Source organism: Luteimonas galliterrae (assembly GCF_023374055.1).
Taxonomy (GTDB): Bacteria; Pseudomonadota; Gammaproteobacteria; order Xanthomonadales; family Xanthomonadaceae; genus Luteimonas_C; species Luteimonas_C galliterrae.
Genome location: NZ_JAMBEP010000001.1, coordinates 1,439,976 through 1,465,452, shown reverse-complemented (window position 1 = coordinate 1,465,452; position 25,477 = coordinate 1,439,976). Strand labels below are relative to the sequence as shown.

Sequence of the window (25,477 nt, the reverse complement as noted above, 5' to 3'; positions counted from 1 at the left end):
TCGGCGCGATTCCGCTGGAGCGCGCCATGTCCATAATCCGAATCGCGATTGCCGCCGTATTGCTGTTCGCGGCTGGCGCCGCCTGCGCCGAAGTCCGCATCGTGCCGCAAGACAGCGGCGTCAAAGTAAGGTTGCGCGGCATTTCCGCGGTCAGCGATGACATCGCCTGGGCCAGCGGCCGCGAAGGCACGGTGCTGCGTACGGTCGATGGCGGCAAGCATTGGCAGACGATCAAAGTACCGGATGCCGGCGAGCTCGATTTCCGCGATGTGGAAGGGTTCGATGCGGATACGGCGGTGGTGCTGAGCATCGGGCCGGGTGAGGCTTCGCGCGTTTATCGCACCGAGGATGGCGGCAAATCGTGGAAGCTCGCGTTGCAGAACAAGGATCCGCGGGCGTTTTTCGATTGCATGGCGTTCGATGGAGACAAGGGCTGGATGATGGGCGATCCGGTCGAAGGCCGTTTCCAGATATACGCCACGACGGACGCTGGCCGTAGCTGGGAACTGTCGAGCGATGGCCCCAAAGCAACCAAAGACGAAGCGGCATTCGCTGCGAGCGGCACGTGCATCTCTCGAATTGGGGACTCGCTACTGGTCGCGACTGGCGGCGCAGAAGCCAATATCCACTTACGCAGCGACGATGCGAGCGTCTGGAGAAAACTGCCGAGCGGTTTGCCGGCTGGAAAACAGTCCGCGGGAGTATTCTCGGTGTCGGCGATGCCGATGCGGTTGGGCTTTGTCGTCGTAGGCGGAGATTTCGAGGCCGAAGCTGTCGCCAGCGAATCGAGACGATTTCTGGTCCCGACAGAACCTCCGGCCAGCGAACTTAGCCAATTGAATGTTTCGACGCCTGGCAAGACACAAGGGTATCGTTCGGGTGTGGCGTGCGCGGAAACGCAGCCGACCTGTATCGCTGTAGGCCCGAGTGGCGTCGATGTGTGGAAAGGTACGTCATGGGAAACGGTTTCGAAGATCGGTTACGACGCGATAGATTTTGTCGGAGATGCTGGCTGGGCCAGCGGAAACGAGGGCCGTTTGGCGCGTGTCGAAGCGTTGACTCCGATTGATCGCGTCTCCGGGGAAGCGCGGCCTTGATCGTGGCGAGAGAGTCGGCGCAATCGATCTCATAGCCGGTGCAGGCTGGGTCCAGCGGCTATGCGGACCACATTGCGCGGTCGAATCGCCGACTGACGACGCCCCGCTTTTTCCTCTCCCCTTGCGGGAGAGGATCCCCGAAGGGCAGGAGAGGGGCGCGAGCGAAGCAAGCGTGCTTGCCCTTACTGCTGTGGCGCTAGAAAAACCGGACCCTCTCCCTGGCCCTTCGGGCCTGTCCCTCTCCCGTAAAGGGAGAGGGGAAAAGCCGCGGTCTTCGGCAATAGCGGGGCCGCTTGCGTTGGTCGCTACTTCACGGCCTTCGCCATCTCGTTCTGCGGCGTCACCGTCGGCAAGAACTTCGGCGCCTTGCGAGCCTTCGTCGCCTGTTCGAACGAATACGCCAACTCGATCAAACGCGGTTCGCTCCATGCCGGACCCATGAAGGTGATGCCCAGCGGCAGGCCATGGCTGTCGCCCATCGGCACGGTGATGCTGGGCGTGCCGGCGACGGCGGCGGCGCCGTAGCCCGCGCCGGTGAAATGGTCGCCGCTGATCGGGTCGGTCAACCAGGCCGGCGACATCGACGGCGCGATCAGCGCATCGAGTTTGTTCGCCTTGAGCGCGGCGCCGATGCCTTCGGGCCCGGCAAGCTTGCGCGCCTTGGTGCGCGCTTCGATGTAGGCCGCGTCGCTCAGCGGGCCCTTGGCTTGCGCCTTTTCGAAGATTTCCTGCGCGAAATAGGGCATTTCTGCGGCGGCGTTCTTCTTGTTGAATTCGATCAGCTCGGTGAGCGTCTTCACTGGTGCTTCGCTTTTGGCGAGATAAGCCTCGAGCCCGGCCTTGAATTCGTACAGCAGCACTTCGAATTCGGGCTCGTCCCACTTGCCGAGCGTCGGGATCTCCACGTCGACCACTTCGGCGCCGGAAGACTCGATCGAAACGATCGCTTTCTCCATCGCCGCATCGACGTCGGGCTGGTAGCCCATCAGCTTGCGCACTACGCCGATGCGGGCGCCTTTCAATCCGTCGGTCTTCAGGTTGGCGGTGTAATCGAATACCGCGCGGCCCACATTGGCCTGCGTGGCGATATCGGCGTCGTCTTTGCCGGTAATGGCCGCCAGCAGCACGGCCGCATCGGCGACCGTGCGCGTCATCGGGCCGGCGGTGTCCTGGCTGTGCGAGATCGGAATGATGCCGCTGCGGCTCACTAGGCCCACGGTCGGCTTGATGCCCACCAGGCCTGCGACGGCGGCGGGGCAGATGATGCTGCCGTCGGTCTCGGTGCCGATGCCGACCGCCGCGAGATTCGCCGCGATCGCGGTGCCAGTGCCGGAGCTGGAGCCGCAGGGATTGCGGTCCAAAGCGTACGGATTCTTGGTCTGCCCGCCGCGCCCGCTCCAGCCGGACGTGGATCGCGTCGAACGGAAATTCGCCCACTCGCTCAGATTGGTCTTGCCCAGGATCACCGCGCCCGCTTCGCGCAAACGTTGCACCAGATAAGCATCGGTCTTGGGCTTGTGGTTCGCCAGCGCCAGCGAGCCCGCGGAGTTGGCCATCGGCGTGGCGTCGATGTTGTCCTTCAGCAGCACCGGAATGCCGTGCAGCGCGCTGCGCTTGTTGCCGGCCTTGCGTTCGGTATCGCGCGCATCGGCTTCCTTCAAGGCATCGGGATTGAGTTCGATCACCGAATTCAGCGCCGGCCCGGCTTCGTCGATCGCCGCGATGCGGTCCAGATACGCTTGGGTCAGCGCATGGCTGCTCAGCTCGCCCTTGTCCATGCGCGATTGCAGGCTGGCGATGTCGGCTTCTTCGAAAGCGAAGGCCACCGGTTGCGCCGTCGGCGTCGCGGGTTTTTCCGCAGGTGCGGCCATGGTGCCCGGCGTGGCGGGTGCGGCGGTTTGCGATGCGTCGCGCTGGCAGGCGGCCAGCGTCAGGGCCACGACGAGCGGCAGCAATACGGGCTTGCGGAACATGTCAGATCCCCTGGAAGCCGATGCCGGATGGCGCGGCAGCGCGCAGCATCACGCGGCCGGGGGCGGCTGGCAATAGGCCGGCCGTAGGGTTTGAGGGGTGCCTTTGCGGGGAGGGCTTTTGTAGGAGCGGCTTCAGCCGCGAGCTCTTGACCTTGCCCTATCGGGGCTTGGCCGAAAAAGCTCGCGGCTGAAGCCGCTCCTACAAAAAAAGCGCAAGACGTCAGCGCTTGCGCTTGACGAGGTCGTGGCCCAGCACCCAGACCACCAGCAGATTAAGGGCTACGATCGCCACCGACAGCCAGCCGGGATGGTGGAAAACCGCATAGATATCGAAAGGAAGGTAGGCGGCGGCCGCCAGGCAGCCGAGCCACGAAGCCCAGACCTTGGCGCGCCACAAGCCCCAGGCTTCGACCAGATGGACGATGCCGTAGAACAAGACGCCGGCGGCGGCCAGATGCACGGAGTGCGGGCTGATCGCATTCGCCAGCCAGGCCATCGCGCCGTGATCGGGATCGAGTTGGAATTTGGCGATCAGCAGGTCCACCCCATGCCGCAGCGGCGCGGGACCCAGCAATTCCAGCCCGCTCGCCGCCAGAACGGCCAGCGCGCCTTTGAGCGCTTCGACGACGGCGATGACATGCAGCCCCGGATGCGCGTGCGGATCCGGGTTGTAGCGCTGCTCGGTCATCCTTCGAAGCTTACGCGGCGCGCGAGGCGCGCTTGCGGTCCACTTCGGTGCGTTGCTTCTTGCGCAGGCGGATCGCCTTGGGCGTGATCTCGACCAGTTCGTCGTCGTCGATGAATTCCAGCGCCTGTTCCAGCGAGAACTTGATCGGCGGGATCAGGCCTTCGTCGTCGTCCTTGCCGGACGCGCGGAAGTTGGTCAGCTGCTTGCCGCGCAGGGCATTGACGGTGAGGTCGTTGTCCTTGCTGTTGATGCCGACGATCTGGCCTTCGTAGATCTCCTCGCCCGGCTCGATGAACAGGCGGCCGCGTTCCTGCATCGCGATCTGCGCATAGGCCGGGGAGGGTCCGGTGCCGTTGGAGATCAGCACGCCGTTCTGGCGCTGGCCGATGTCGCCTTCGGCCTTCGGGCCGTAATGGTCGAACACGTGGAACAGCAGGCCGGTGCCGGCGGTGATCGTGCGGAATTCGGTCTGGAAACCGATCAATCCGCGCGCCGGGATCATGAATTCGATGCGCACGCGGCCCTTGCCGTCCGGTTCCATGTTGGTCAGCTGCGCCTTGCGCTCGCCCAGGCGCGACATCACGCCGCCCTGGAACTGCTCTTCCAGGTCCACGACCAGTTGCTCGTAGGGTTCCTGCGCGACGCCGTCGATCTGCTTGACGATCACTTCCGGGCGCGACACGGCCAGCTCGTAGCCTTCGCGGCGCATGGTTTCGATTAGGATCGACAGGTGCAGCTCGCCGCGGCCGCTGACCTTGAACTTGTCGGCATCGGCGGTGTCTTCGACCTTGAGCGCGACGTTGTGCTGGGTTTCGCGGTTCAGCCGGTCGCGCAACTGGCGCGAAGTCAGGAACTTGCCGCCGCTGCGGTCCTTGGTGCCGGCGAACGGCGAATCGTTCACCTGGAAGGTCATCGAAATGGTCGGCTCGTCGACGGTCAGCACCGGCAACTGCTCGGGCGCCGAAGTGTCGCAGACCGTATCGGAAATGCCCAGGCCTTCGATGCCGGAGATCGCGATGATGTCGCCGGCCTGCGCTTCCTTCACTTCATGGCGTTCCAAGCCGAGGAAGCCGAGCACCTGCAGCACCTTGGCGTTGCGGGTCTTGCCTTCGCGGTCGACGACGGTGACCTGCTGGTTGGTCTTGATCTTGCCGCGCTGCACGCGGCCCACGCCGATGATGCCGACGTAGTTGCTGTAGTCGAGCGAAGTGATGCGCATCTGGAACGGGCCGTCCAGGTCCACCGGCGGCGGCGCGACGTGGTCGACGATGGTCTGGAACAGCGGCGTCATGTCGCCTTCGCGCACGGTCGGTTCCAGGCCCGCGTAACCGTGCAGCGCCGAGGCGTAGACGGTGTGGAAATCGAGTTGCTCGTCGGTGGCGCCGAGGCGGTCGAACAGGTCGAAGGTCTGGTCCAGCACCCAATCCGGGCGCGCGCCGGGGCGGTCGACCTTGTTGACCACCACGATCGGCTTGAAGCCCATCGCGAACGCTTTCTGGGTCACGAAGCGGGTCTGCGGCATCGGGCCGTCCATCGCGTCGACCAGGATCAGCACCGAGTCGACCATCGACAGCACGCGCTCCACTTCGCCGCCGAAATCGGCGTGGCCGGGGGTGTCGACGATGTTGATGCGGTATTCCTCGCCGGCCGGGGACTTCCAGCGGATCGCCGTGTTCTTGGACAGGATCGTGATGCCGCGTTCCTTTTCCAGATCGTTGCTGTCCATCATCCGCTCGGTGGTGACCGTGCGATCGCTGAACGTGCCCGACTGCTTGAGCAGCTGGTCGACGAGAGTGGTCTTGCCGTGGTCGACGTGGGCGACGATGGCGATATTGCGGAGGCGTTCGATGGACATGACGAGGGTTGCGCTCAGTAGCTTTAAGGGCCAGGCGCGAAGGTCGGTTAGGGAAGCCGGTTATTATAGCCGTTCGTTTGCGTCCATGTCCTTGCAGGATCAGGAATTTTCGTGCCGACCACGCCCTGGCGACCCCCGTTCTGGCTGATCTTCCTCGACCTGATCGGCATGGTTAGCCTGGCCCTGGGCCTCAACCTGCATTACGCACCTCAGGCCCCCTTGATTCCGGGGTTGCCGGCAGCCATCAAGGTGCCACTGCTGGTGTTCGGCGGCGCCATCATTGCGATGGGGTCCATCATTGCCGTCCGCCTGGTGCTGGCGCACCGCCGTTCACATTAACGAACCTGGAGTTCCCATGTCCCTTTTCGCCACCTTCGACACCGACCGCGGCCCGATCAAGATCGAGCTGTACCCCGACAAGGCGCCGCTGACCGTGGCCAATTTCGTCAATCTGGCCAAGCGCGGCTTCTACAACGGCCTCAACTTCCACCGGGTGATTCCCGACTTCATGATCCAGGGCGGCTGCCCGCAGGGCACCGGTACCGGCGGCCCGGGCTACAAGTTCGAGGACGAGGCCAAGAACGGCATCGGCCACGAGCGCGGCGTGCTGTCGATGGCCAATGCCGGCCCCAACACCAACGGCAGCCAGTTCTTCATCACCCACGTCGCCACGCCCTGGCTGGACGGCAAGCACACGGTGTTCGGCAAGGTCGTGTCCGGCATCGAAGCGGTCGATGCGGTGAAGCAGGGCGACACGATCAAGTCGGTGACGATCGAAGGCGACGCCGATGCGGTGCTGGCCGCGAAGGCCGATCGCGTGGCGGAGTGGAACAAGATCCTCGCGGCTTGATCCATTGTGGGAGCGGCTTCAGCCGCGAGCTTTTCATGCATCGATGATCGTTTAAAAGCTCGCGGCTGAAGCCGCTCCCACAAGAAAAGAGGCTATTTCCAGCGCAGCGTGCCGAGCATCCGGTCGACCTTCTGCGCATCGCGCGGGTAGTAGTACTCGCTGGGCGCCATGAAGATCGCCAGGGCCAGTTCGCGGTCGTGTTCGAACGCCGCCGCCATGGCCTGGTATTTCAGGCCTTCCTGGTTGGCCAGCGTCATCTCGAACCGCAGGCCTTCGTGCCGGCCGAACGTGACCGGACGCAGATCGCTGGCCGAAACGTTGATCGCACCGGAGGCCAGCAGGCCGTCCACGATCAAGTCGCGCAGTTCATCGGCGCGCATGCCGGGTTTGAAGAAGGGGCCGTCCGGCCGGCGCTTGGTCTGGCGGCTGCCCAGGAAGATGTATTCGCGTTCGCGCACCGCGGGGATCAGATAGAGGCGGTTGAGCAGTTCGCCGTCCATGGTCCACAACTGGAAACGCGTGCCGGAAATGCGCGTCCATTCCATTTCGCTGTCGATCGCGAGGTTCTTGCCGGCGGGGTTGGGGCCGGGCTTGACCAAGCGTTCGCCGCCGGAGGCGCAGGCCGCGAGCAGAACGGTCAGCAAGAGGGCCAGAAGCGGCGGGGCAAGCCCCGTTCTACGGAGCGAGGGGCGCATCTGCGTCGTTTGAAGATTCATGGCTTGCCTCCCAGCTTGTCCATCTCGCGCTGGACGAATGCGCGGTCGTCGGCTTGCGGCATCGCCGTCAGGTAGTTCTGGAACGCGGCGCGCGCGGCAGCCGCGCTGCCAGCGTCGCGCAGCGCGAAGCCGTGTTCGCGCCATGCGGCCGGTGGCGCGCCGGGCATATTCACCGCTTGCGCATACAGCTTGCCGGCCGCGGCGCGATCGCCGTCGGCATTGCGGCGACGATGCGCTTCGCCCAGATAGAAAGTGAGTACGCCGCGATCCTCGGATGGCGAGTCTTTCAGCAATTCGCCGATCACCAGCAACGAGGCTGCGTACTCGCGGCGCGCGACTTCGGCATCGAGCCAGTGCTCCAGATAAGGCCGCGTCGCCGCGCGGTACTCATTGCGGTGGCGTTCGCGCGGCGGATCGGGCACGGCCGCCGCTGCGGCGGTGATGTCGGCCAAGCGCTCGGCAGTGGCGGGATGGGTAGAGAAAATCGCCGACGGCTTGCCGTAGCGGCGCGTGTCCTCTTCGCGTTTCATCCGCGCCCACAGGTCCACGCCGGCGCGCGGGTCGTAGCCGTAGGCGACGATGGCCTGGAAGCCGAGCCGGTCGGCCTCGCGTTCCTGGTCGCGGGTGAACTTGAACAGCGTGGCGTAACCGGCCAGCGAGCCGAGCATGGCCGTGGTCGGCGCGCCGGCGCCGTAGGCCAGCACCTGGAACACGCCGAGCGCGGCGCTGGTGTCCTTGATCCGGCGCCATTGCCGGAGCGAATGCTGCGCGCGGAAGTGGCCGGCTTCGTGGCCCAGCACGAAGGCGATTTCCGCTTCGTCGCGCGCGCGCAGCAGGGCGCCGGTCCAGACCAGCATCACGCCGTTGGGCGCCATGCTGGCGTTGAACTGCGGCACGTCCATCACGTAGACGCGCAGGTCCTTGCAGTACTCGCCGGCGACTTCGCAGGCCACTTTGCGCACGTATTGGTTGAGCGCGGGATCGCGCACCCGCAGCGGCGAACGCTGCAATTCGGTTTCGGCGCGTTCCATCGCGTACCAAAGCTCGGCTTCGTCGCTGCCGGCGGCGGGCGTGGTGCCGGGCTTGTTGTCGCGGAGGGGGGCTTGGCTGGCGCAGGCGGTCAGGCACAGCAGCAGGGCGGCGGCGATCGCTTTCGTGTTCATCGCGGTGCGCCCTGCATGCCCTTGAGCAGGTCGCCGGCGGTTTCGCGCGCGCCGGCCGCGTCGCGCAGGTCGCCGGTCTGGTCCAGCAGCAGGTTGTGCCAGACCACCTGGCCGGTGCGCAGGTCGACCAGCGAAGCCAGCCCGACCTGGGTGCCGCCGCCGATGTCGCCGCCCAGCAGCACGAAGCCGACGATCCGCATCGCCGCGCGGCCCCCGCTGGTGTAGCTGTCGCGGATGTAGGTGAACAGGGCGTAGTCCGCGCCGGTGGCCTGGCGCAGCTCGGCTACGCCCGGCCCCAGGGTCCAGTCGAACTTGCCGTGCTTGTTGCGCAGGCCGCCGCTGGTGTTGGTGCCGGCTCGCGACCATTCCAGGATGCTCAACGACACCGCCTGGTTCAGCAGGTGCAGCTGGCGCAGGCGGTTTTCCGGGCCCGCATCGGCCGGCAGATAGAAGTCGGGCCGCATCGCGATGCCCTGCGCCTGCAGCGTTTCGCGTGCGGCCTGCGGATAGAGCCGGCGGGCGGCTTCGGTCCATTCCTTGCGCGGCTCGGCCGCGCCGCCGACCAGCATTTCCGATAGTTCGATGTCGGCCTCGACCAGTACCACGCTGCCATCGATCCGCAGCGGCTGGCCGGCGGTGTCCCGGGCGGTGCGGACTTGGGTGGAGACGCAGCCGGCGAGCAACACGACCGCCAAGGCGGATGCGGCGAGGCGCAAACCTCCGAGGCGTGCGAGAAAAGGCAGTGCCATGTGTTTTCCCTGTCCCGTCAGGGCTGCGCTCCGCGGCCCCGTCCCATCCAAGACGATAACCTGCCGCAAAAGTGGACATGCCGTCCTTTCTGATGCGCGGTTGGGATTCAAGGACTGCCGGATCGTGCCTATCCCCGCAAGCGGGAAGGCCATCGCAAAAAGCGGCACCGTGCTAAAATTCCGGCGCTCAATCCGCGCCTGCCCGCCAGGCCCCACGTCGAACCCCACGAGGTTTCCTGCGATGCCCCAGCTCGCCCGGCGCATCGGTCGCGCCAAGCCTAGCGCGATCATGTTGGTCGCCGAAAAGGCCAAGCAACTCAAGGCCGAAGGCCGCGACATCATCAGTTTTTCCATCGGCGTCCCCAATTTCCTGCCCGGCGAGCACGTCTACGCCGCGGCGCGGGAAGCGCTGGCCAAGGACAGCGGCCAGTACGGCAGCAACCGCGGCTCGGACGCGCTGCTCGACGCCTTCCTGAAACACATCGAGCAGATCGGCCTGACCGGCTATTCGCGCGCCAACGTCGCCACCGGCATCGGCGCCAAGCACGTGATCTACAACATTTGCGAAGCCTTGCTCGACGAGGGCGACGGTTTTTGCTTCCCGACGCCGTACTGGACCAGCTATGTCGACATCGGCGAAATCCTCAACGCCGACATCCAACTGCTGCCGTGCCCGCCGGAACAAAACTACAAGCTGACGCCCGCGCAGCTCGACGCCGCGCTGGCGAAGAAGCCGAAGGTGTTCCTGTTCAACAATCCGTCCAACCCGACCGGCATGGTCTACACGCGCGAGGAAATCGCCGCGCTGGCGGACGTGATCGCCAAGCATCCGGACACCTGGATCCTCACCGACGACATCTACAACCGCATGGTGTTCGACGGCGTGGGCTACCACAACTTCGTGCATTTCCGCCCGGAATTGCGCGACCGCGTGATCTTCCTGGACTCGCTGTCCAAGACCTACGGCATGCCGGGTTGGCGGGTGGGCTTCATGGCCGGGCCCGAAGCGGTCGCCAAGGCCGTCACCACGATGAACTCCAATCACATCACCAATATCCCCGAAATCGTCACCGCCGCCGCGGTCGCCGCGCTGAGCGGGCCGCAGGACATCCCGCAGCAGAAGAACGCGGAATTCCAGGGCAAGCGCGACCAGGTGATGGCGGTGTTGAATGCGATCCCGGGCGTGGCCTGCCCGAAGCCGCAGGGCGCGTTCTACGCGTTCCCGGACATCAGCGTGGCGTTCGGCAAGTCGCACAACGGCAGGAAGATCGAGAACGACGTCGATTTCTGCAATGCGCTGCTCGACGCCAAGGGCGTGGCCTGCGTGCCCGGTTCGGCCTTCGGCGAGCCGCGCGCGCTGCGCATCAGCTACACCTGCCCGACGCCGCAATTGGCGCCCGGTTTGCAGCGGTTCGCGGAGTTTTTCGCTGAACTGCGGTGATTCGGGATTGGGGATTCGGGATTCGCAACAGCGACCTCCCGTTTCCCGCCCGTCGGCCGCCTTTTCGAATCCCGAATCCCCAATCTCGAATTACGGAGCTTGCTCATGAAGACCCCCGTCCGCGTTGCCGTCACCGGCGCTGCCGGCCAGATCGGCTACTCGCTGCTGTTCCGCATCGCTTCCGGCGAAATGCTGGGCAAGGACCAGCCCGTCGTCCTGCAGCTGCTCGAACTGCCGATGGAGAAAGCCCAGGCCGCGCTGAAGGGCGTGATGATGGAGCTGGAAGACTGCGCGTTCCCGCTGCTGGCCGGCATGGTCGGCACCGACGACGCCGAAGTCGCGTTCAAGGACGCCGACATCGCCCTGCTGGTCGGCGCGCGCCCGCGCGGCCCGGGCATGGAGCGCAAGGACCTGCTGCTGGAGAACGCCAAGATCTTCACCGCGCAGGGCGCGGCGCTGAACAAGGTCGCCAAGCGCGACGTTAAGGTGCTCGTCGTCGGCAATCCTGCCAACACCAATGCCTATATCGCGATGAAGTCGGCGCCGGACCTGCCGGCGAAGAATTTCACCGCGATGCTGCGCCTGGACCACAACCGCGCGTTGAGCCAGCTCGCCGCGAAAGCCGGCGTCGCCGTGGGCGACATCGACAAGCTGATCGTGTGGGGCAACCACAGCCCGACCATGTATCCGGACTACCGCTTCGCCACCGTCGGCGGCCAGTCGCTGAAGGACAGGATCAACGACGCCGATTGGAACGCCAACACCTTCATCCCGCAGGTCGGCAAGCGCGGCGCGGCGATCATCGAAGCGCGCGGCCTGTCCTCGGCCGCTTCGGCCGCCAACGCGGCCATCGACCACATCCGCGATTGGGTGCTGGGCAGCGACGGCAAATGGGTGACGATGGGCGTGCCGTCGGATGGCAGCTATGGCATTCCGGAAGGCGTCATGTACGGCGTGCCGGTGACCACGAAGAACGGCGAATACACCCGCATCGAAGGCCTGGACATCGATGCGTTCAGCCGCGAGCGGATGGACAAGACCTTGGCCGAGTTGGAAGAAGAGCGGGCCGGCGTGGCGCATTTGCTTGGTTGAAACGGGCCAGCACGCAGCGGACGAAGGGGTGGCCTAACCGCCCCTTTTGCCTAAAGCGAGACATCGCCGCGCTCCTATCAATTGGGCGTGTGCACTATTCGAATTCTTGATCGAATCGTATCAATAGGTCAAGCGTATCCTTAGGTAAAAACTTGCCATTTACATAAGCTAATCCCGTCATATAAGACGCGATTGCCAGGGCTATCGGATTGCCTTGTTTGTTGAAATACAAGTATCCGTCAATTTCGTGGTTCTTAATTACATAATGCCTATGTATGTCTAGCGGGCGGCACTGATCGGAGCTCCCTTCTTCGACGATAAACCCGCGAACCACGATTCTTGCGATTTCGTACTGTTCGCGCACGGGTTCGTTCAAATCGATGAGTAAGAGGTAGGTAGGGCACTCGTTGCCGTTCGGTCCTTGTTGTTCGATCATTTGCATATCCTTGCCAAGGGCAAAGAAATTCTTCTTGAAGCGAACGTCCCCCTGTTCGTCGCCAGCTTCATCTATCTCATAAAGATTCGCATGCTGGCTGGAACGCAGGAAGGTTTGAACGTGTGCAGGATGGATGGGTTTTTTTAGCTCGATACTTGGCGCCTTCGGGTAAGTAACTGTCAGCGTTCTTTTCTTGATCTCATACTGAGCTCGGCCGGCGTTGCTTCCATTCAAGTAATTCAACGTTATGACGCCATTCTTTCGAGTGGCCTTAACTGCTGACAGCTTTCCGTCCGCCGCGAGCCAAAATATATCTCTCTCGATCGATGTGATCTGTGCATAACGCCCTCTGCGACCTTCGCTGGGAGGTGTTACATACATCCCTGTTATTTCTTCAATTCGAGAGTGGCTGGTTGCTTGAATATCTGCGGTTGCCAAGGCTAGCGCCATTGCTACAGTAGTGCGAATCAGAGGCATGCGCTTCTCCTGTGTTTCCATGGGCAAGGGGGGTCCATGCCCGTAATAGATAAGACGAAATCAGTTGGCGAAAATGGACAGTTAAGGTAGATTCCGGCAGCGCTCATGGCCTGCTAGTCACGTGCAGTGGAGTGCCGTCGTGCCGACCAGCAATGTCATGATCGTGAAAGTTGGCGCATACGATCCCAACGCTATCGCGTTTTCCCGATTGGCCCGGTCGGGACCCGGCTGAGCCGCCTCTGGCAAGATGAGGGCGGGAGCTTCCAGGTTCAGCTAAAATAGTCCCTTTCCTGGAGACGCCATGGCCCCGCAAACCTCTGCCGGCGCACGTTTTCGCGCCGCACTCGCCGAAGAATCTCCGTTGCAAGTGATCGGTGCGATCAACGCCAACCACGCCTTGCTGGCGCAGCGGGCCGGCTACCGTGCGATTTACTTGTCTGGCGGCGGCGTCGCCGCCGGTTCGCTGGGCCTGCCCGATCTGGGTATCAACACGCTGGAAGACGTGCTGACCGACACGCGCCGCATCACCGACGTGTGCGATCTGCCGCTGCTTGTCGACATCGACACCGGCTTCGGCCCTAGCGCGTTCAACATCGCGCGCACGGTGAAATCGTTGATCAAGGCCGGCGCCGCGGCCTGTCACATCGAAGACCAGATCGGCGCCAAGCGTTGCGGCCACCGTCCGGGCAAGGAGATCGTCAGCGCCGGCGAAATGGCCGATCGCGTCAAGGCTGCGGCCGACGCCAAGACCGATCCGGACTTCTTCCTGATCGCGCGCACCGACGCGATCGCGGTCGACGGCGTGGATGCGGCGATCGAACGCGCCATCGCCTGCGTCGAAGCCGGTGCGGATGGCATCTTCGCAGAGGCCGCCTACGATCTTCCGACGTACAAGCGCTTCGTCGATGCGGTGAAGGCGCCGGTGCTGGCCAACATCACCGAGTTCGGGCAGACCCCGCTGTTCACCCGCGACGAGCTGGCCTCGGCCGGCGTCTCGATCCAGCTGTTCCCGCTGTCCGCGTTCCGGGCGATGAACAAGGCCGCGGAGAACGTCTACGCCGCGATCCGCCGCGACGGTACGCAGAAGGCCGTGGTCGGTACGATGCAGACCCGCGAGGAGCTGTACGACCGGATCGGCTATCACGAATACGAACGCAGGCTCGACGAATTGTTCGCCAAGTCGTCCAAGTGACGCGCCTCGCGATCGAAAACAACCGACGAACGAAGGAAACGCAAATGAGCGACAACGCGACCGCCGGCGGATTCAAGCCCAAGAAATCGGTAGCCCTGTCCGGCACCGCCGCGGGCAACACCGCGCTGTGCACCGTCGGCCGCAGCGGCAACGACCTGCATTACCGCGGCTATGACATCCACGATCTGGCGACCAAGTCCACCTTCGAAGAAGTGGCTCATCTGCTGGTCCATGGCGTGCTGCCGACCGCATCGCAGCTGAAGGCGTACAAGGCCAAGCTCAAGCGCCTGCGCGGCCTGCCCGCGATCGTGCAGGAAGCCCTGGAACTGGTCCCCGCCAACGCCCATCCGATGGACGTGATGCGCACCGGCTGCTCGGTGCTGGGCACGGTCCTGCCCGAGCGCGAAGGCCATCCGGCCGCCGAAGCGCGCGACATCGCCGACCGGCTGATGGCCAGCTTCGGCTCGATGCTGCTGTACTGGTGGCATTTCACCCGCAACGGCCGCCGCATCGACGTCGAGACCGACGACGACAGCATCGCCGCGCACTTCCTGCACCTGCTGCACGGCGAACCGCCCAGCGCGCTGCACGAGAACGCGATGGACAAGTCGCTGATCCTGTACGCCGAGCACGAGTTCAACGCGTCCACGTTCACCGCGCGCGTGATCGCCGGCACCGGGTCGGACATGCATTCGTGCATCACCGGCGCGATCGGCGCGCTGCGCGGGCCCAAGCACGGCGGCGCCAATGAAGTCGCGATGGACATCATCTCGCGTTACGCCAACGCCGACGACGCCGAGGCCGACATCCGCGCGCGCGTCGAGCGCAAGGAGATCGTGATCGGCTTCGGCCACCCGGTCTACACCATCGGCGATCCGCGCAACCCGATCATCAAGGACCTCAGCCGCAAGCTGTGCGAGGACAGCGGCAACCGCACCCTGTTCGAGGTCAGCGAGCGCATCGAAACGCTGATGATGGACCTGAAGAAGATGTTCCCCAACCTGGACTGGTACAGCGCCTCCAGCTACCACATGATGGGCGTGCCGACGCCGATGTTCACCCCGCTGTTCGTGATCGCCCGCACATCCGGGTGGTCGGCGCACGTGATAGAACAGCGCGAGGACGGCAAGATCATCCGCCCGAGCGCCAATTACACGGGCCCGGAAGATCGCGAGTACGTGTCGATCGACCGCCGCGGCTGAGGCCGCGGCGCGCATCCTGAGCCTGGGGAGGGAGCGATGCGAGCTGACGAGGTATACGCCAAGACCGATGCCGGTCGCGACGAGATCGAAACGCGCGCGCGCAAGCTGGCGCCGGCGTTGAGATCGACATTGCTGGTGGTGGACGGCCGCCGAACCATCGCCCAGTTGCTCGGGCTGGCCAGCGGCCTGCATGCGCCGCCCGACGCCTTGGCGCAGTTGGCCGAGCTGGGACTGATCGCGCCGGTTGGGCAGATCGCGCCCGGCGCCGCGCCGCTGCCGCAATCCGACGTCGCCGACCGCTACCGCCTGCTCAGCGGCCTGATGTCCGAAGCCGTGCGCCAGCATCTTGGCTTGCGCGGCTATTTCATGCAGCTGAAGATCGAGCGTTGCGCGGATACCGACGAGCTGTCGGCGCTGCTGCCCGAACTGACCGCCGCGATCGCCAAATCCAAAGGCGAGCCCTCGGCATCGCAGTGGGAACGGGGCGTTCGCGCCGCGCTGGCCTGACGAGCTTTGTAGAGCGGGGCTTGCTCCGCTGCTCCTGCTCTTCGTAGGTGCGAATTCATTCGCACGCTTTTGATCTGGAACCGAAAAGCGTGCGAATGAATTCGCACCTACGAAAGCTGGAACTCAAGTCAGGCCTTCGTCCTTCAGAGCCTTCTGCACGCCGGCATCGGCATGCATGTGCTGGAAGAACCGTTCGACGTTATCCAGGCCGGACAGGTCGATATCGTTCGCCTTGGCCCAGCGCGTAAGCACGAAGAAATAAGGATCGGCGATCGTGCGATGGCCGGTCAGCCAGTCCTTGCCGGCCAGTTGCGCGTCGGCGCTCTTGAACATGCCGCGAAGCTTGGCGCGCGCGTCGGCCTTGCTCTTTTCGATCGCAGCATCGTCGCCGAGATACGCGGTGCTGCCGAACAAGGGCTTGAACGCCGGATGCATGTCGGAATTGACGAAGGCCAGCCAGCGGTTCGCTTCGGCGCGGCTTTGCGGCGTGCCGTCGCCACCCACGCCGGTCTCGGGGAAGCGGTCGGCGAGGTAGTTGAGGATCGCCGCGTTCTGGGTGAGCAGCCAGCCGTCTTCTTCCAGCACGGGCACTGCGCCGGCCGGATTGATCGCCAGGAAAGCGGGTTGTTTGCGTTCTTCGCGCGTCACGCGCACGGCTTCGTAAGGTTGGCCGGTCCACTCGAGCACGATGTGGTCGGCGAGCGAGCAGGCGCCTGGCGAATAGTACAGCTTCATGGGCAACTCCTTACGAAGGAGCCGCATGATCGGCATTCGGCCGTGAAGGCTCAATGGCCGGCGCGAAACGGATCGTTGCGTTGCGACACAGCTAGCTTTTGTAGGAGCGGCTTTAGCCGCGAGCTTTTTCCAGTTCGCTTCGGCGGTGAGGAAAGAGCTCGCGGCTAAAGCCGCTCCCACAAAGAGTAGAGAGGATCAGCCGCGACGCGGCTTGAGCTTCTGCACCCGCAGGAAGGTGTGGTCGCCGATCGTCGCCACCTGATAAGCGTTGCGCCAGCTCGGTGCGGCGATGGCGTGCGCCATGAAGTGGCTGGCGCCGGGCACGATTTCCTTGCGCTGGCCGGCCGGCAGCGCCCAGTTGCGCTCAGCTTCCAGGGCGATGGTCACCGCTTCGGCCCAGGCCTCGCTATTGCTGAGCCGGGTCTGGGGGGAGACCAGGGTGGGGGCGAATTGCTTGCGGGCGGTGACCACGGAGCAGACGTTGTCGCCCCACAGGCCGCTGTCGCGGCGGCGCAGGGCGACCTCGGCTACGGCCTGCTGGCCACGGACCGACTGGTCGCGTGCTTCCAGATAGACCGTGGTGCTGAGGCACAGCGAATCGGCTGCCGGCTGGGGCAGCATTTGGGACAGCCAGAGGATCCAGGCCAACTTCATGTAACGCGTACTCCTTGCTCCGTTGCGCAGGTGCTGAACGCGGATCCCCATTCATCTATACGGGATTCGCGGCCAAGACCGGCATGGCGTACTGGGGAGGGCGGGCGGCTCTGTGGCGCCCTTTGCCCGGGCGCAAAAGCCGCAGGATTGCGTGCTCGCACCGGTTCCCGCCGAACCTTCAGGCGGGGAAAGTGCGCGCAAGGTAGCGGCGGGTTACCCAACCCCGCCTGAACGTGAAAACTGGAAATGCTTGATTAAATTGGAGTTTTTATTCGGGAAGTCGGCGCAACGGGCGATGGTGGGCCAAGGCCCGCCCTACAAAGTCGCGGCTAGCCGGCTGCCTTGGGCGATGGCGCGCTTGGCGTCCAGCTCGGCTGCGACGTCGGCGCCGCCGATCACGTGGACCGTCCGCCCGGCTGCCTGAAGCCCGGCCAACAGCTCGCGGCGCGGCTCCTGGCCGGCGCAGATCACGACGTGGTCGACCGGCAAAGTCTGTTCGGTGTCGTCGATGCGGACCCGAAAGCCGGCATCGTCCACGCTCAGGTACTCGACGCCGCCGAGCATCTTCACGCCCTTGGCCTTAAGTGTGGCCCGGTGGATCCAGCCGGTGGTCTTGCCCAGCCGTGCGCCCGGCCGCCCCGGACTGCGCTGCAGCAGCCAGAGTTGGCGCGCCGCGGGCTCGGGCCGGGCCGGGGCCAGGCCGCCGCGGGCGTCGAAGCGATCGTCGACGCCCCATTCGGCCATCCAGCGCCGCGTGTCCAGGCTGGGCGACTCGCCTTCGTGGGCCAGGAATTCGGCGACGTCGAAACCGATGCCGCCAGCGCCGACGATGGCCACGCTCCGGCCCGGCACCACGCGCCGATTGAGCACATCCAGATAGCCGATTACTTTGGCGTGGCCGGCGCCCGGGAAATCGACTGCACGCGGCAAGACGCCCGTGGCCAGCACCACCGCGTCGTAATCGCCGAGCGAAGCCGCATCGACGCGTTCGCTCAAACGGGTTTCCACGCCGGTCTCCTCGAGCTTGTGGCGGAAATAGCGCAAGGTCTCGTGGAATTCTTCCTTGCCGGGAATGCGCTTGGCCAGATTGAACTGCCCGCCGATTTCGTCGGCCGCATCGAACAAAGTCACGCGATGTCCGCGCTCGGCGGCGACCGTCGCGCACGCGAGGCCGGCCGGGCCCGCGCCGACGACGGCGATGCGTTTGGCCGCGGTCGTCTTCGGATAATTCAATTCGGTTTCGGCGCAAGCGCGCGGATTGACCAGGCAGCTGGCTTTCTTGTTCTCGAAAACATGATCCAGACAGGCCTGATTGCAGGCGATGCAGGTGTTGATGGCCTGCGTTTTTCCGCTGCGCGCCTTGTCGACCCATTGCGGATCGGCCAGCAACGGCCGCGCCATCGACACCAAATCGGCGCCGCCGCGCGCCAGGATCGATTCGGCCACGTCCGGCATGTTGATGCGGTTGGTGGCCACCAGCGGCAGCTTCACGTGCGGGCGCAGTTTCGCGGTCACGCCTGCGAACGCGCCGCGCGGCACCGAGGTGGCGATGGTCGGGATGCGCGCCTCGTGCCAGCCGATGCCGGTGTTGATGATCGTGGCGCCGGCGGCTTCGACCGCTTTGGCTTGCGCGACGATCTCGTTCCAGTCCGAACCGCCGTCGACCAGGTCCAGCATCGATAGCCGATAGATGAGGATGAAGTCCGGGCCGCAGGCTTCGCGCACGCCGCGCACGATCTCCACCGCGAAGCGCATCCGGTTTTCCGCGCTGCCGCCCCAGCGGTCGTCGCGCTTGTTGGTGCGCGCCACGGTGAACTGGTTCAGCAGATAGCCTTCCGAACCCATGATCTCGACGCCGTCGTAGCCGCCGTCGCGCGCGAGTTTCGCTGCGTTGGCGAAGGCATCGATGTGGCGCTCGACGCCTCGCGCCGACAACGCGCGTGGCGTGAACGGATTGATCGGCGCTTTGAGCTTCGATGCCGACACCGACAAGGGGTGGTAGGCGTAGCGGCCCGCATGCAGCAGCTGCAGGCATATCTTCGCGTCGTGCGCATGCACGGCGCCGGTGATCTGGCGGTGCTTGCGCACTTCCCAGGGCCAGCTCAACTTGCTGGCGAAAGGTTTCAGCCAGCCGACCAGGTTGGGCGAAAAGCCGCCGGTGACCATCAGGCCGACGCCGCCGGCGGCGCGTTCGGCGAAATAGGCGGCCAGCGCCGGGAAATCGCGCGCGCGGTCTTCCAGGCCGGTGTGCATCGATCCCATCAGCACGCGGTTGCGCAGCGTGGCGAAACCGAGATCCAGCGGGGCGAAAAGGTGCGGGTAAGGCGTGCTTTCGACGGACATGCGGCGCGGTGACTGGCGGGATCGCGCACGATGCCGGTAAAGCCTGCGGGCGGCAAGGCCGGCCCGCAGCGACGGTTAAGCGATCGGCACGGCCGTACCGCTCACGACGATGCCGCCGCTCACGGGAATGCCCACGTGCAAGCGACTCGGGCGGCCCATGGCTTCGCCCTGGCGGATCAGGAGGGAGGCTGGCGCGCGCAGCAGGCCGGCATCGCGCAGATAGCCGCCCAGCGCCGCCGCCGCGGCACCGGTGGCCGGATCCTCGACCACGCCGCCGACCGGGAACGGATCGCGGGCATGGAAGACCTCGTCGCTCTCGCGCCACACCAGCTGCAACGTCGTCAGATCCTCGGCGAGCATCAGCGCCTTGAGCCGGTCGAAGTCGTAGTCCAGCCGGTCCAGCGTGCGCGCATCGGCGACGGCGAGCACCAGATGCCAGGCGCCGCCGAAGGCGCGTACCGGCGGGATCGCCGGATCGAGCGCATCGCGCGTCCAGCCGAGCGTGGACAGCGCGGCGTCGAGCAGCGCTTCCGGCACCGGTTCGTGGCGCGGCGCTACCGACGTGAGCGCGGCTTCGCGCACGCCGTCGCGCATGCGCACGGACACCGGCACTTCGCCGACGCGCGTCGCGAGCCGATAGTCGCCGTCGCCGTCGATCGCGCCCAAGGCCACGCCGGTGGCGATGGTGGCGTGCCCGCAGAACGGCACTTCCGCTTCGGGGCTGTAGTAGCGGATCTCGCGTTCGGCGCCGCGCTGCGGCGCGACGAAGGCGGTTTCCGAATAGCCCACGTCGGCGGCGATCTTCTGCATCGTCGCCGCATCGGGCAGCGCGTCGCCGATCCATATGCCTGCGGGATTGCCGCCATCGGGATCGCTAGAGAATGCGGTGTAGCGGTGCAGCGTGCCGTTGCTCATTCAAATCTCCGGAGTTCGAGCGAAAGAGTATGGGTTGCGCGGTGACATTCACCACCCGGCTAAAGTGAGCTTTCCGATGTTGGTTCCCGACTCCAGCCGCCGATGCGCTTCGCGCAGGTTCGCGGCGTTTATCGGCGAGAGAGTTTCGTTCTGCGTTCCTTTCAATTCGCCCGCGTCGATCAGCTTCGCGACGCGATCGAGGATGCGGCCCTGCTCGTCCTGGTCCGGCGTTTTGAAGCGCGGCCTGGCGAACATCATTTCCCAATGGATGCCGATGCACTTGGCCTTGTACGGATCGCCGATCTTCAGCGCGCCGCTGGGTTCGACGATGAGGCCCAGATGCCCTTGCGGCGCGAGCAATTCGCCCAGCGCTTCCCAATAGCGATCGGTATCGGCGAGATTGATCGCCGCATCGATGCGTTCCAAGCCCAGCGCGGCCAGCTGCGGCGCCAGCGGTCGGCGGTGGTCGATCACGTGGTGCGCACCCATCTTTTCGCACCAGGCGACGGTTTCGGCGCGCGATGCGGTCGCGATCACAGTGAAGCCGGCGCGGCGCGCCAGCTGGATCGCGATCGAGCCGACGCCGCCGGCACCGGCGATCACCAGCAAGGATTTGCCTTCGCCTCCGCGTTCGGCGTCGTACGGCATGCGCTGGAACAGCAGTTCCCACGCCGTGATCGCGGTCAGCGGCAGCGCCGCGGCCTGGGCGAAGTCCAAGGATGCCGGTTTGCGGCCGACCAAGCGCGCATCCACGAGTTGGAATTCGGCATTGCTGCCGGATCGGGTGACGTCGCCGGCGTAGTAAACCGCGTCGCCCGGTTTGAATTCCTCGACATTTTCGCCGACCGCTTCGACCACGCCGGCCGCGTCGTAGCCCAAAACCTTCGGTTGCGTTTCGGTCTGCGGTTTCGGCGAACGTATCTTGGTGTCCACCGGGTTCACCGAGACCGCTTCGACGCGCACCAATAGATCGTGGCCGGTCGGCGAGACGGGTTTCGGCAGTTCGACGTCGAGCAGGGACTGCGGATCGTCGATCGGCAAATAACGGGTCAGGGCGACGGCTTTCATGTCGTTTCACCGGCGGAGGTTGCGAGAGGCACCGATGGCGGATTGCGTTCGGTGAACTGCCCATTCCAATACGGGTAATAGGGATAAGGCGGCGTGACGTCGCTGGCTGCATCGAGTTTGGCGACTTGTTCGGCGCTGAGGTTCCAGCCGACCGCGCCGAGGTTCTGCCTGAGTTGCGCCTCGTTGCGCGCGCCGATCAATACTGTGGATACCGTGGGACGCTGCAGCAGCCAGTTCAATGCGATCTGCGGAATGGTCTTGCCGGTCTCCGCGGCGATCGCGTCAAGCGTATCGACCACGCGATACAGCCGATCTTCGTCCACAGGCGGCGCGAAGCCGGCGGTGTCGTGCAGGCGGCTGCCTTCCGGCAGCGGCTGGCCGCGGCGGATCTTGCCGGTCAGCCGGCCCCATCCGAGCGGACTCCACACCACCGCGCCGACGCCCTGGTCCTGGCCCAGCGGCATCAATTCCCACTCGTAATCGCGGCCGACCAAGGAATAGTAGGTCTGGTTGGCAACGAAGCGCGAATAGCCGTAACGGTCGGCGGCGGCCTGCGACTTCATCAGGTGCCAGCCGGAAAAATTCGATGCGCCGAGATAACGCACCTTGCCGGCGCGCACCAGGTCGTCGAGCGTGGACATCACGCTTTCCGCCGGCGTCATCGCGTCGAAGTGGTGCAGCTGCAGCAGATCGATGTAGTCGGTGCCCAGGCGCTTGAGCGCGGCATCGGTCGCCTTGATCAGATGATGGCGCGAGGCGCCGACGTCGTTCGGGCCTGCGCCTGCGCGCAGGGTGAGCTTGGTCGACAGGATGACGTCGTCGCGCCGGCCCTTGATCGCCGCGCCCAGGATCGATTCCGATGCGCCGTCCGAATACACGTCGGCGGTGTCGAAAAGATTGAGGCCGGCATCCAGGCAAATGTCGATCAGCCGCTTGGCCTCATCGATGTCGGTATTGCCCCACGCGCTGAACAGCGGGCCTTTGCCGCCGAACGTGCCTGCGCCGAAACCGAGCGCGGGCACTTTGAATCCGGAAGCGCCGAGAAAACGGTAATCCATAGGGTCGAATCCTTATCCGAAAGTTGAAATTTTCAGTTCGCGGTGCATGTAGCTGCATCGATCGCGATCCGCCGCGGTTTCTCCATACGAGCGGCCCACAGCGCGACGGCGATGCCCGATACGGTCACCAGCGCCGCGATCCAAGGCACCGAGCCGAGCCCGGGGCCTCGTTCGATCACCACGCCGCCCAGCCAGGCGCCCAGTGCATTACCCAAATTGAACGCGCCGATGTTGAGACTGGAAGCGAGGTTCTGCGCGCCCTCGGCCTTCTGCAGCACCCACAATTGCAGCGGCGGCACTGTGGCGAACGCGACGACGCCGAACAAGCCGAAGAACAGCACGGCGGCCACCTTGCTTTGCAGCGCGAAGGTCATCAGGCCCAACACGACCGCCAACGCCGCCAGCGTGGCGATCAGCGCCGGCATCAGGCGCTTGTCAGCGAGACGGCCGCCCAGCAGATTGCCGACGATCAGTCCCAGGCCGAGCAGGAAAAGGATCGGCGACACCGCGCTGTCGGCGAAGCCGGTGACGCGGGTCAGGATCGGCTGGATGTAGGTGAACACCGCGAACACCCCGGCGAAGCCGAGCACCGTCATCAGCAGTCCCAGCAATACCTGCGGGCGGCGCACGACTTTCAATTCTTCGCGAAAGGCGATCGGCGCATGGTCTTCGCGATCGGCCGGCACCAGCATCGCGATGACGACGGTGGCGATCACGCCGATCGCCGTCACTGCCCAGAACGTGGCGCGCCAACCCAGTTCGTGGCCCAGCCACGCGCCGGCCGGCACGCCGAGCAGCGTGGCCACGGTCAGGCCGGTGAACATGATCGAGATCGCCGAGGCTTTGCGGTCCGGCGCGACCAAACCAGTGGCCACCACCGCCCCGACGCCGAAGAACGTGCCGTGGGCGAGCGAAGTGATCACCCGCGCGATCATCAGCACCGCGTAGTTGGGCGCCAGCGCGCAGGCCAGGTTGCCGAGGGTGAACACGATCATCAACGCCACCAGCACCGCCTTGCGCGGCATGCGGCTGGTCAGCGCGGTCAACAGCGGCGCGCCCACGAACACGCCCAGCGCATAGCCCGAGATCAGCAGGCCTGCGGCGGCGATGCTGACCTGCAGGTCGGCCGCGACCTGCAGCAACAAGCCCATGATCACGAATTCGGTGGTGCCGATGCCGAAAGCGCCGGCGGTGAGGGCATACAGGCCGAGCGGCAAGCGCGAGGGCTGGGGTGTGGCGAGCGGGGTAGCCATGGGCGGGGATAGAAGAATGAATAGAGGCGCCCAGACTAGGCCGTTGCATATTCATCAGAAACCGGCAATATCTCTAAGCACTATCAATGATTATTTGATAATCGAATGGACCGCATCGGCGATATCAGCCTGTTCCTCCGGGTGCTCGACCTGGGCTCGATCAGTGCTGCCGCGCGCAGCCTGGACCTATCGGTCGCCGTTGCCAGCCAGCGGCTCAAGCGCCTGGAACGCGAACTCGGCGTCCGCCTGCTGCATCGGACCACCCGGCAATTGCACGCCACGCCCGAAGGCGCGGCGCTGGCCGAACAGGGCCGCGCCCTGGTCGAGGATCTGGAGGCGCTGACTACGGGCCTGCGCCAGGCCGGCACCGACGTCGCGGGCACTTTGCGGGTGACGACCTCGGCTTCGTTCGGCCGCCTGTACATCTCGCCGTTGCTGCCCGAGTTCATGGCCCGGCACCCGCGCATCAAGCTCAGCATCAATCTCAACGACCAGAGGCTGGACCTGGTCAGTTCGGGCTTCGATCTGGCGATCCGCATCGGCGCGCTCGACGACTCCAGCCTGGTCGCGCGCAAGCTGGCGGACAACCGGCGGGTGTTGTGCGCCTCGCCCGAATACCTGCGCAAGCACGGCACGCCGCGCACGCCCCAGGAGCTCGTCGATCACCAATGCGTGTTGCTGGTCGGGAGTGCCGGGCGCCAGGACGTATGGCGGATGAGCGATCGCGACGGCCGCGAGATCGCGGTACGGGTGGGCGGCCGCATCGAAAGCAATTACGGCGAAGTGATCCTCGATGCCGTGGTCGCCGGGCTGGGCATCGCGATGCATTCGGCCTGGCATGCCTGCGAGGACCTGCGCGCGGGTCGATTGCAGGTGGTATTGCCGGACTACCCGATCGCCACCACCGGCATCTACGCGGTCATGCCGCAGCGCCGGCTGGTGCCGCCGCGGGTGCGGGCGTTCGTCGATTTCTTCGCCGAGGCGTTCGGTGGGGATCCCCCGTGGGAGCGCTGCGCGTCGTAAGCGTTGCTCTTCGTAGGAGCGGCTTCAGCCGCGAGCTCTTGCTCACGCGGGCAGAAAAAGCTCGCGGCTGAAGCCGCTCCTACTAAAAGGTCAGTCGAAGGCGAAGGCGTCGAGCGCCAACGATCCGAACTCGTGCGAACGATGCAATCGCCGCACCCGCGCCGATTCGCCGCTGGCGCCCAACGCCACGAACAACGGCATCAGATGCTCCACCGTCGGATGCGCCTTGCGCGGATTCGGCGCCTGCCGCTCCCAGTCGAGCACGGCATCGATGTCGTGCGCTTCCAGCCGTTCGCACATCCATGCCGCGAAATCGCCGGCCCACGGCGCCAACGGCGCGTCGCGGTGGGCCCAGTCCAATTCGCGCAAGTTGTGCACGAAGCCGCCCGAACCGATCACCAGCACGCCCTCGTCGCGCAGCGGCGCGAGCACGCGGCCGAGTGCGTAGTGCTGTGCGGCATCGGCGCGCGGATTCACCGACAGCGGGATCACTGGGATATCGGCCTCGGGGTAGCTGCGGCGCAGCGGCACCCAAACGCCGTGGTCCAGGCCATGGTTCAAGCGGATGCCCGGCGCCAGGCCGGCTTCGCTCAATCGCTCGGCGATGGCTTCGGCCAAGTCGGGCGCGCCCGGCGCCGGGTAGCGGATCGCGTAGAGCTCGGGCGGGAAGCCGCCGAAATCGTGCACGGTCGCCGGCTGCGCCGCGGCGCCGATGCTGGGCCGCTCGCATTCGAAGTGGGCCGAGGCGACCACGATCGCGCGCGGGCGCGGCAACTGCGCGCCCAGGCCGTCGAGGAAGCGGCCGGCAGGCGAATCCTCGACCGCCAGCATCGGCGAGCCATGGGACAAAAACAGCGTGGGAAGACGGGCAGGGGCGTTCATGACGACAAACTGCGGCCTGCGGCCGCGTCCGCCAAGCGCCTGCGGCGGCCCGCTGCGTTGCAGCGGTGGGGTCGGGGCGCTTCCGTCTGGCAAAATAGCGGGCTTCCC

At 65.3% G+C, this 25,477-nt stretch carries 24 protein-coding genes; 9 read left to right on the top strand and 15 right to left on the bottom strand.

The features are described 5' to 3' along the window. The first annotated feature begins 26 nt into the window (after positions 1-26). On the top strand, positions 27-1,097 hold the full coding sequence (locus tag M2650_RS06805) for a WD40/YVTN/BNR-like repeat-containing protein (RefSeq protein WP_249472729.1): 1,071 nt from the start codon (positions 27-29) through the stop codon (positions 1,095-1,097). A gap of 305 nt (positions 1,098-1,402) precedes the next feature. On the opposite strand, the gene M2650_RS06800 is transcribed toward M2650_RS06805, so the two are convergent. From M2650_RS06800 to typA, 3 genes are all read right to left on the bottom strand, one after another. Continuing rightward, a complete protein-coding gene (locus M2650_RS06800; RefSeq protein WP_425602532.1) occupies positions 1,403-3,037 on the bottom strand; it encodes an amidase in 1,635 nt (544 codons plus the stop codon). A gap of 253 nt (positions 3,038-3,290) precedes the next feature. Further along, positions 3,291-3,758, bottom strand: a complete 468-nt coding sequence (locus M2650_RS06795) for a DUF2127 domain-containing protein (RefSeq protein ID WP_249472727.1) — start codon at positions 3,756-3,758, stop codon at positions 3,291-3,293. A gap of 10 nt (positions 3,759-3,768) precedes the next feature. Next, positions 3,769-5,613, bottom strand: coding sequence for a translational GTPase TypA (typA, locus tag M2650_RS06790; protein ID WP_249472725.1), 1,845 nt, complete (start codon positions 5,611-5,613; stop codon positions 3,769-3,771). 111 nt (positions 5,614-5,724) lie between these two features. On the opposite strand from typA, the gene M2650_RS06785 reads away from it, so the two are divergent. Further along, positions 5,725-5,952 (top strand): hypothetical protein, encoded by a 228-nt coding sequence (locus tag M2650_RS06785; RefSeq protein ID WP_249472723.1) that lies wholly within the window; start codon positions 5,725-5,727, stop codon positions 5,950-5,952. Positions 5,953-5,968: 16 nt separating this feature from the next. Then, entirely contained in the window at positions 5,969-6,463 is a 495-nt protein-coding gene (locus M2650_RS06780) for a peptidylprolyl isomerase (RefSeq protein ID WP_249472721.1), read from the top strand. Positions 6,464-6,555: 92 nt separating this feature from the next. Here M2650_RS06780 and M2650_RS06775 read toward each other — a convergent pair whose 3' ends face one another. The 3 genes from M2650_RS06775 to M2650_RS06765 all read right to left on the bottom strand — a co-directional run bounded on the left by M2650_RS06775 (position 6,556) and on the right by M2650_RS06765 (position 9,091). After that, the gene (locus tag M2650_RS06775) at positions 6,556-7,107 is read right to left on the bottom strand and encodes a hypothetical protein (protein WP_249472719.1); all 552 of its coding nucleotides are present in this window, start codon (positions 7,105-7,107) and stop codon (positions 6,556-6,558) included. A gap of 68 nt (positions 7,108-7,175) precedes the next feature. Then, positions 7,176-8,342, bottom strand: a complete 1,167-nt coding sequence (locus tag M2650_RS06770) for a M48 family metallopeptidase (RefSeq protein ID WP_249472717.1) — start codon at positions 8,340-8,342, stop codon at positions 7,176-7,178. Further along, positions 8,339-9,091, bottom strand: coding sequence for a hypothetical protein (locus M2650_RS06765; protein ID WP_249472715.1), 753 nt, complete (start codon positions 9,089-9,091; stop codon positions 8,339-8,341). Before M2650_RS06765 ends, M2650_RS06770 begins: the two co-directional genes overlap by 4 nt. 241 nt (positions 9,092-9,332) lie before the next feature. Between M2650_RS06765 and M2650_RS06760 the strand changes: the two genes are divergently transcribed. Both M2650_RS06760 and M2650_RS06755 read left to right on the top strand, forming a co-directional pair. Continuing rightward, positions 9,333-10,532 (top strand): pyridoxal phosphate-dependent aminotransferase, encoded by a 1,200-nt coding sequence (locus M2650_RS06760; protein ID WP_249472713.1) that lies wholly within the window; start codon positions 9,333-9,335, stop codon positions 10,530-10,532. A gap of 105 nt (positions 10,533-10,637) precedes the next feature. Continuing rightward, entirely contained in the window at positions 10,638-11,624 is a 987-nt protein-coding gene (locus M2650_RS06755) for a malate dehydrogenase (RefSeq protein ID WP_249472711.1), read from the top strand. Between the two features lie 94 nt (positions 11,625-11,718). On the opposite strand, the gene M2650_RS06750 is transcribed toward M2650_RS06755, so the two are convergent. After that, the gene (locus M2650_RS06750) at positions 11,719-12,537 is read right to left on the bottom strand and encodes a hypothetical protein (protein ID WP_249472709.1); all 819 of its coding nucleotides are present in this window, start codon (positions 12,535-12,537) and stop codon (positions 11,719-11,721) included. A gap of 301 nt (positions 12,538-12,838) precedes the next feature. Between M2650_RS06750 and prpB the strand changes: the two genes are divergently transcribed. The 3 genes from prpB to M2650_RS06735 are packed head-to-tail and all read left to right on the top strand — an operon-like array spanning position 12,839 to position 15,438. Continuing rightward, a complete protein-coding gene (gene prpB, locus M2650_RS06745; protein ID WP_249472707.1) occupies positions 12,839-13,729 on the top strand; it encodes a methylisocitrate lyase in 891 nt (296 codons plus the stop codon). Between the two features lie 44 nt (positions 13,730-13,773). Continuing rightward, positions 13,774-14,931 carry a bifunctional 2-methylcitrate synthase/citrate synthase gene (gene prpC, locus M2650_RS06740; RefSeq protein WP_249472706.1) on the top strand — a complete coding sequence of 386 codons (1,158 nt, stop codon included), beginning with the start codon at positions 13,774-13,776 and terminating at the stop codon, positions 14,929-14,931. Positions 14,932-14,967: 36 nt separating this feature from the next. Then, positions 14,968-15,438, top strand: a complete 471-nt coding sequence (locus tag M2650_RS06735) for a hypothetical protein (RefSeq protein WP_249472704.1) — start codon at positions 14,968-14,970, stop codon at positions 15,436-15,438. 123 nt (positions 15,439-15,561) lie between these two features. On the opposite strand, the gene M2650_RS06730 is transcribed toward M2650_RS06735, so the two are convergent. From M2650_RS06730 to M2650_RS06700, 7 genes are all read right to left on the bottom strand, one after another. After that, positions 15,562-16,173, bottom strand: coding sequence for a glutathione S-transferase family protein (locus M2650_RS06730; RefSeq protein WP_249472702.1), 612 nt, complete (start codon positions 16,171-16,173; stop codon positions 15,562-15,564). Positions 16,174-16,368: 195 nt separating this feature from the next. Then, on the bottom strand, positions 16,369-16,827 hold the full coding sequence (locus M2650_RS06725) for a cell wall hydrolase (RefSeq protein WP_249472700.1): 459 nt from the start codon (positions 16,825-16,827) through the stop codon (positions 16,369-16,371). A 315-nt stretch (positions 16,828-17,142) separates the two neighbouring features. Further along, a complete protein-coding gene (locus M2650_RS06720; RefSeq protein ID WP_249472699.1) occupies positions 17,143-19,170 on the bottom strand; it encodes an NADPH-dependent 2,4-dienoyl-CoA reductase in 2,028 nt (675 codons plus the stop codon). 75 nt (positions 19,171-19,245) lie between these two features. Further along, positions 19,246-20,085, bottom strand: a complete 840-nt coding sequence (locus M2650_RS06715) for a PhzF family phenazine biosynthesis protein (RefSeq protein WP_249472697.1) — start codon at positions 20,083-20,085, stop codon at positions 19,246-19,248. 48 nt (positions 20,086-20,133) lie between these two features. Beyond that, complete coding sequence (locus tag M2650_RS06710; protein ID WP_249472695.1) at positions 20,134-21,153, bottom strand: zinc-binding alcohol dehydrogenase family protein; 1,020 nt, start codon at positions 21,151-21,153, stop codon at positions 20,134-20,136. Further along, positions 21,150-22,211 (bottom strand): aldo/keto reductase, encoded by a 1,062-nt coding sequence (locus M2650_RS06705; RefSeq protein WP_249472693.1) that lies wholly within the window; start codon positions 22,209-22,211, stop codon positions 21,150-21,152. The genes M2650_RS06710 and M2650_RS06705 overlap by 4 nt, the downstream gene beginning before the upstream one ends. A gap of 32 nt (positions 22,212-22,243) precedes the next feature. Continuing rightward, on the bottom strand, positions 22,244-23,464 hold the full coding sequence (locus M2650_RS06700) for an MFS transporter (RefSeq protein WP_249472691.1): 1,221 nt from the start codon (positions 23,462-23,464) through the stop codon (positions 22,244-22,246). A gap of 105 nt (positions 23,465-23,569) precedes the next feature. On the opposite strand from M2650_RS06700, the gene M2650_RS06695 reads away from it, so the two are divergent. Further along, positions 23,570-24,487: a LysR family transcriptional regulator gene (locus M2650_RS06695; RefSeq protein ID WP_249472689.1), complete on the top strand. Its 918-nt coding sequence runs from the start codon at positions 23,570-23,572 to the stop codon at positions 24,485-24,487. Between the two features lie 90 nt (positions 24,488-24,577). On the opposite strand, the gene M2650_RS06690 is transcribed toward M2650_RS06695, so the two are convergent. Next, complete coding sequence (locus M2650_RS06690; RefSeq protein WP_249472688.1) at positions 24,578-25,369, bottom strand: DODA-type extradiol aromatic ring-opening family dioxygenase; 792 nt, start codon at positions 25,367-25,369, stop codon at positions 24,578-24,580. Positions 25,370-25,477: the final 108 nt, after the last annotated feature.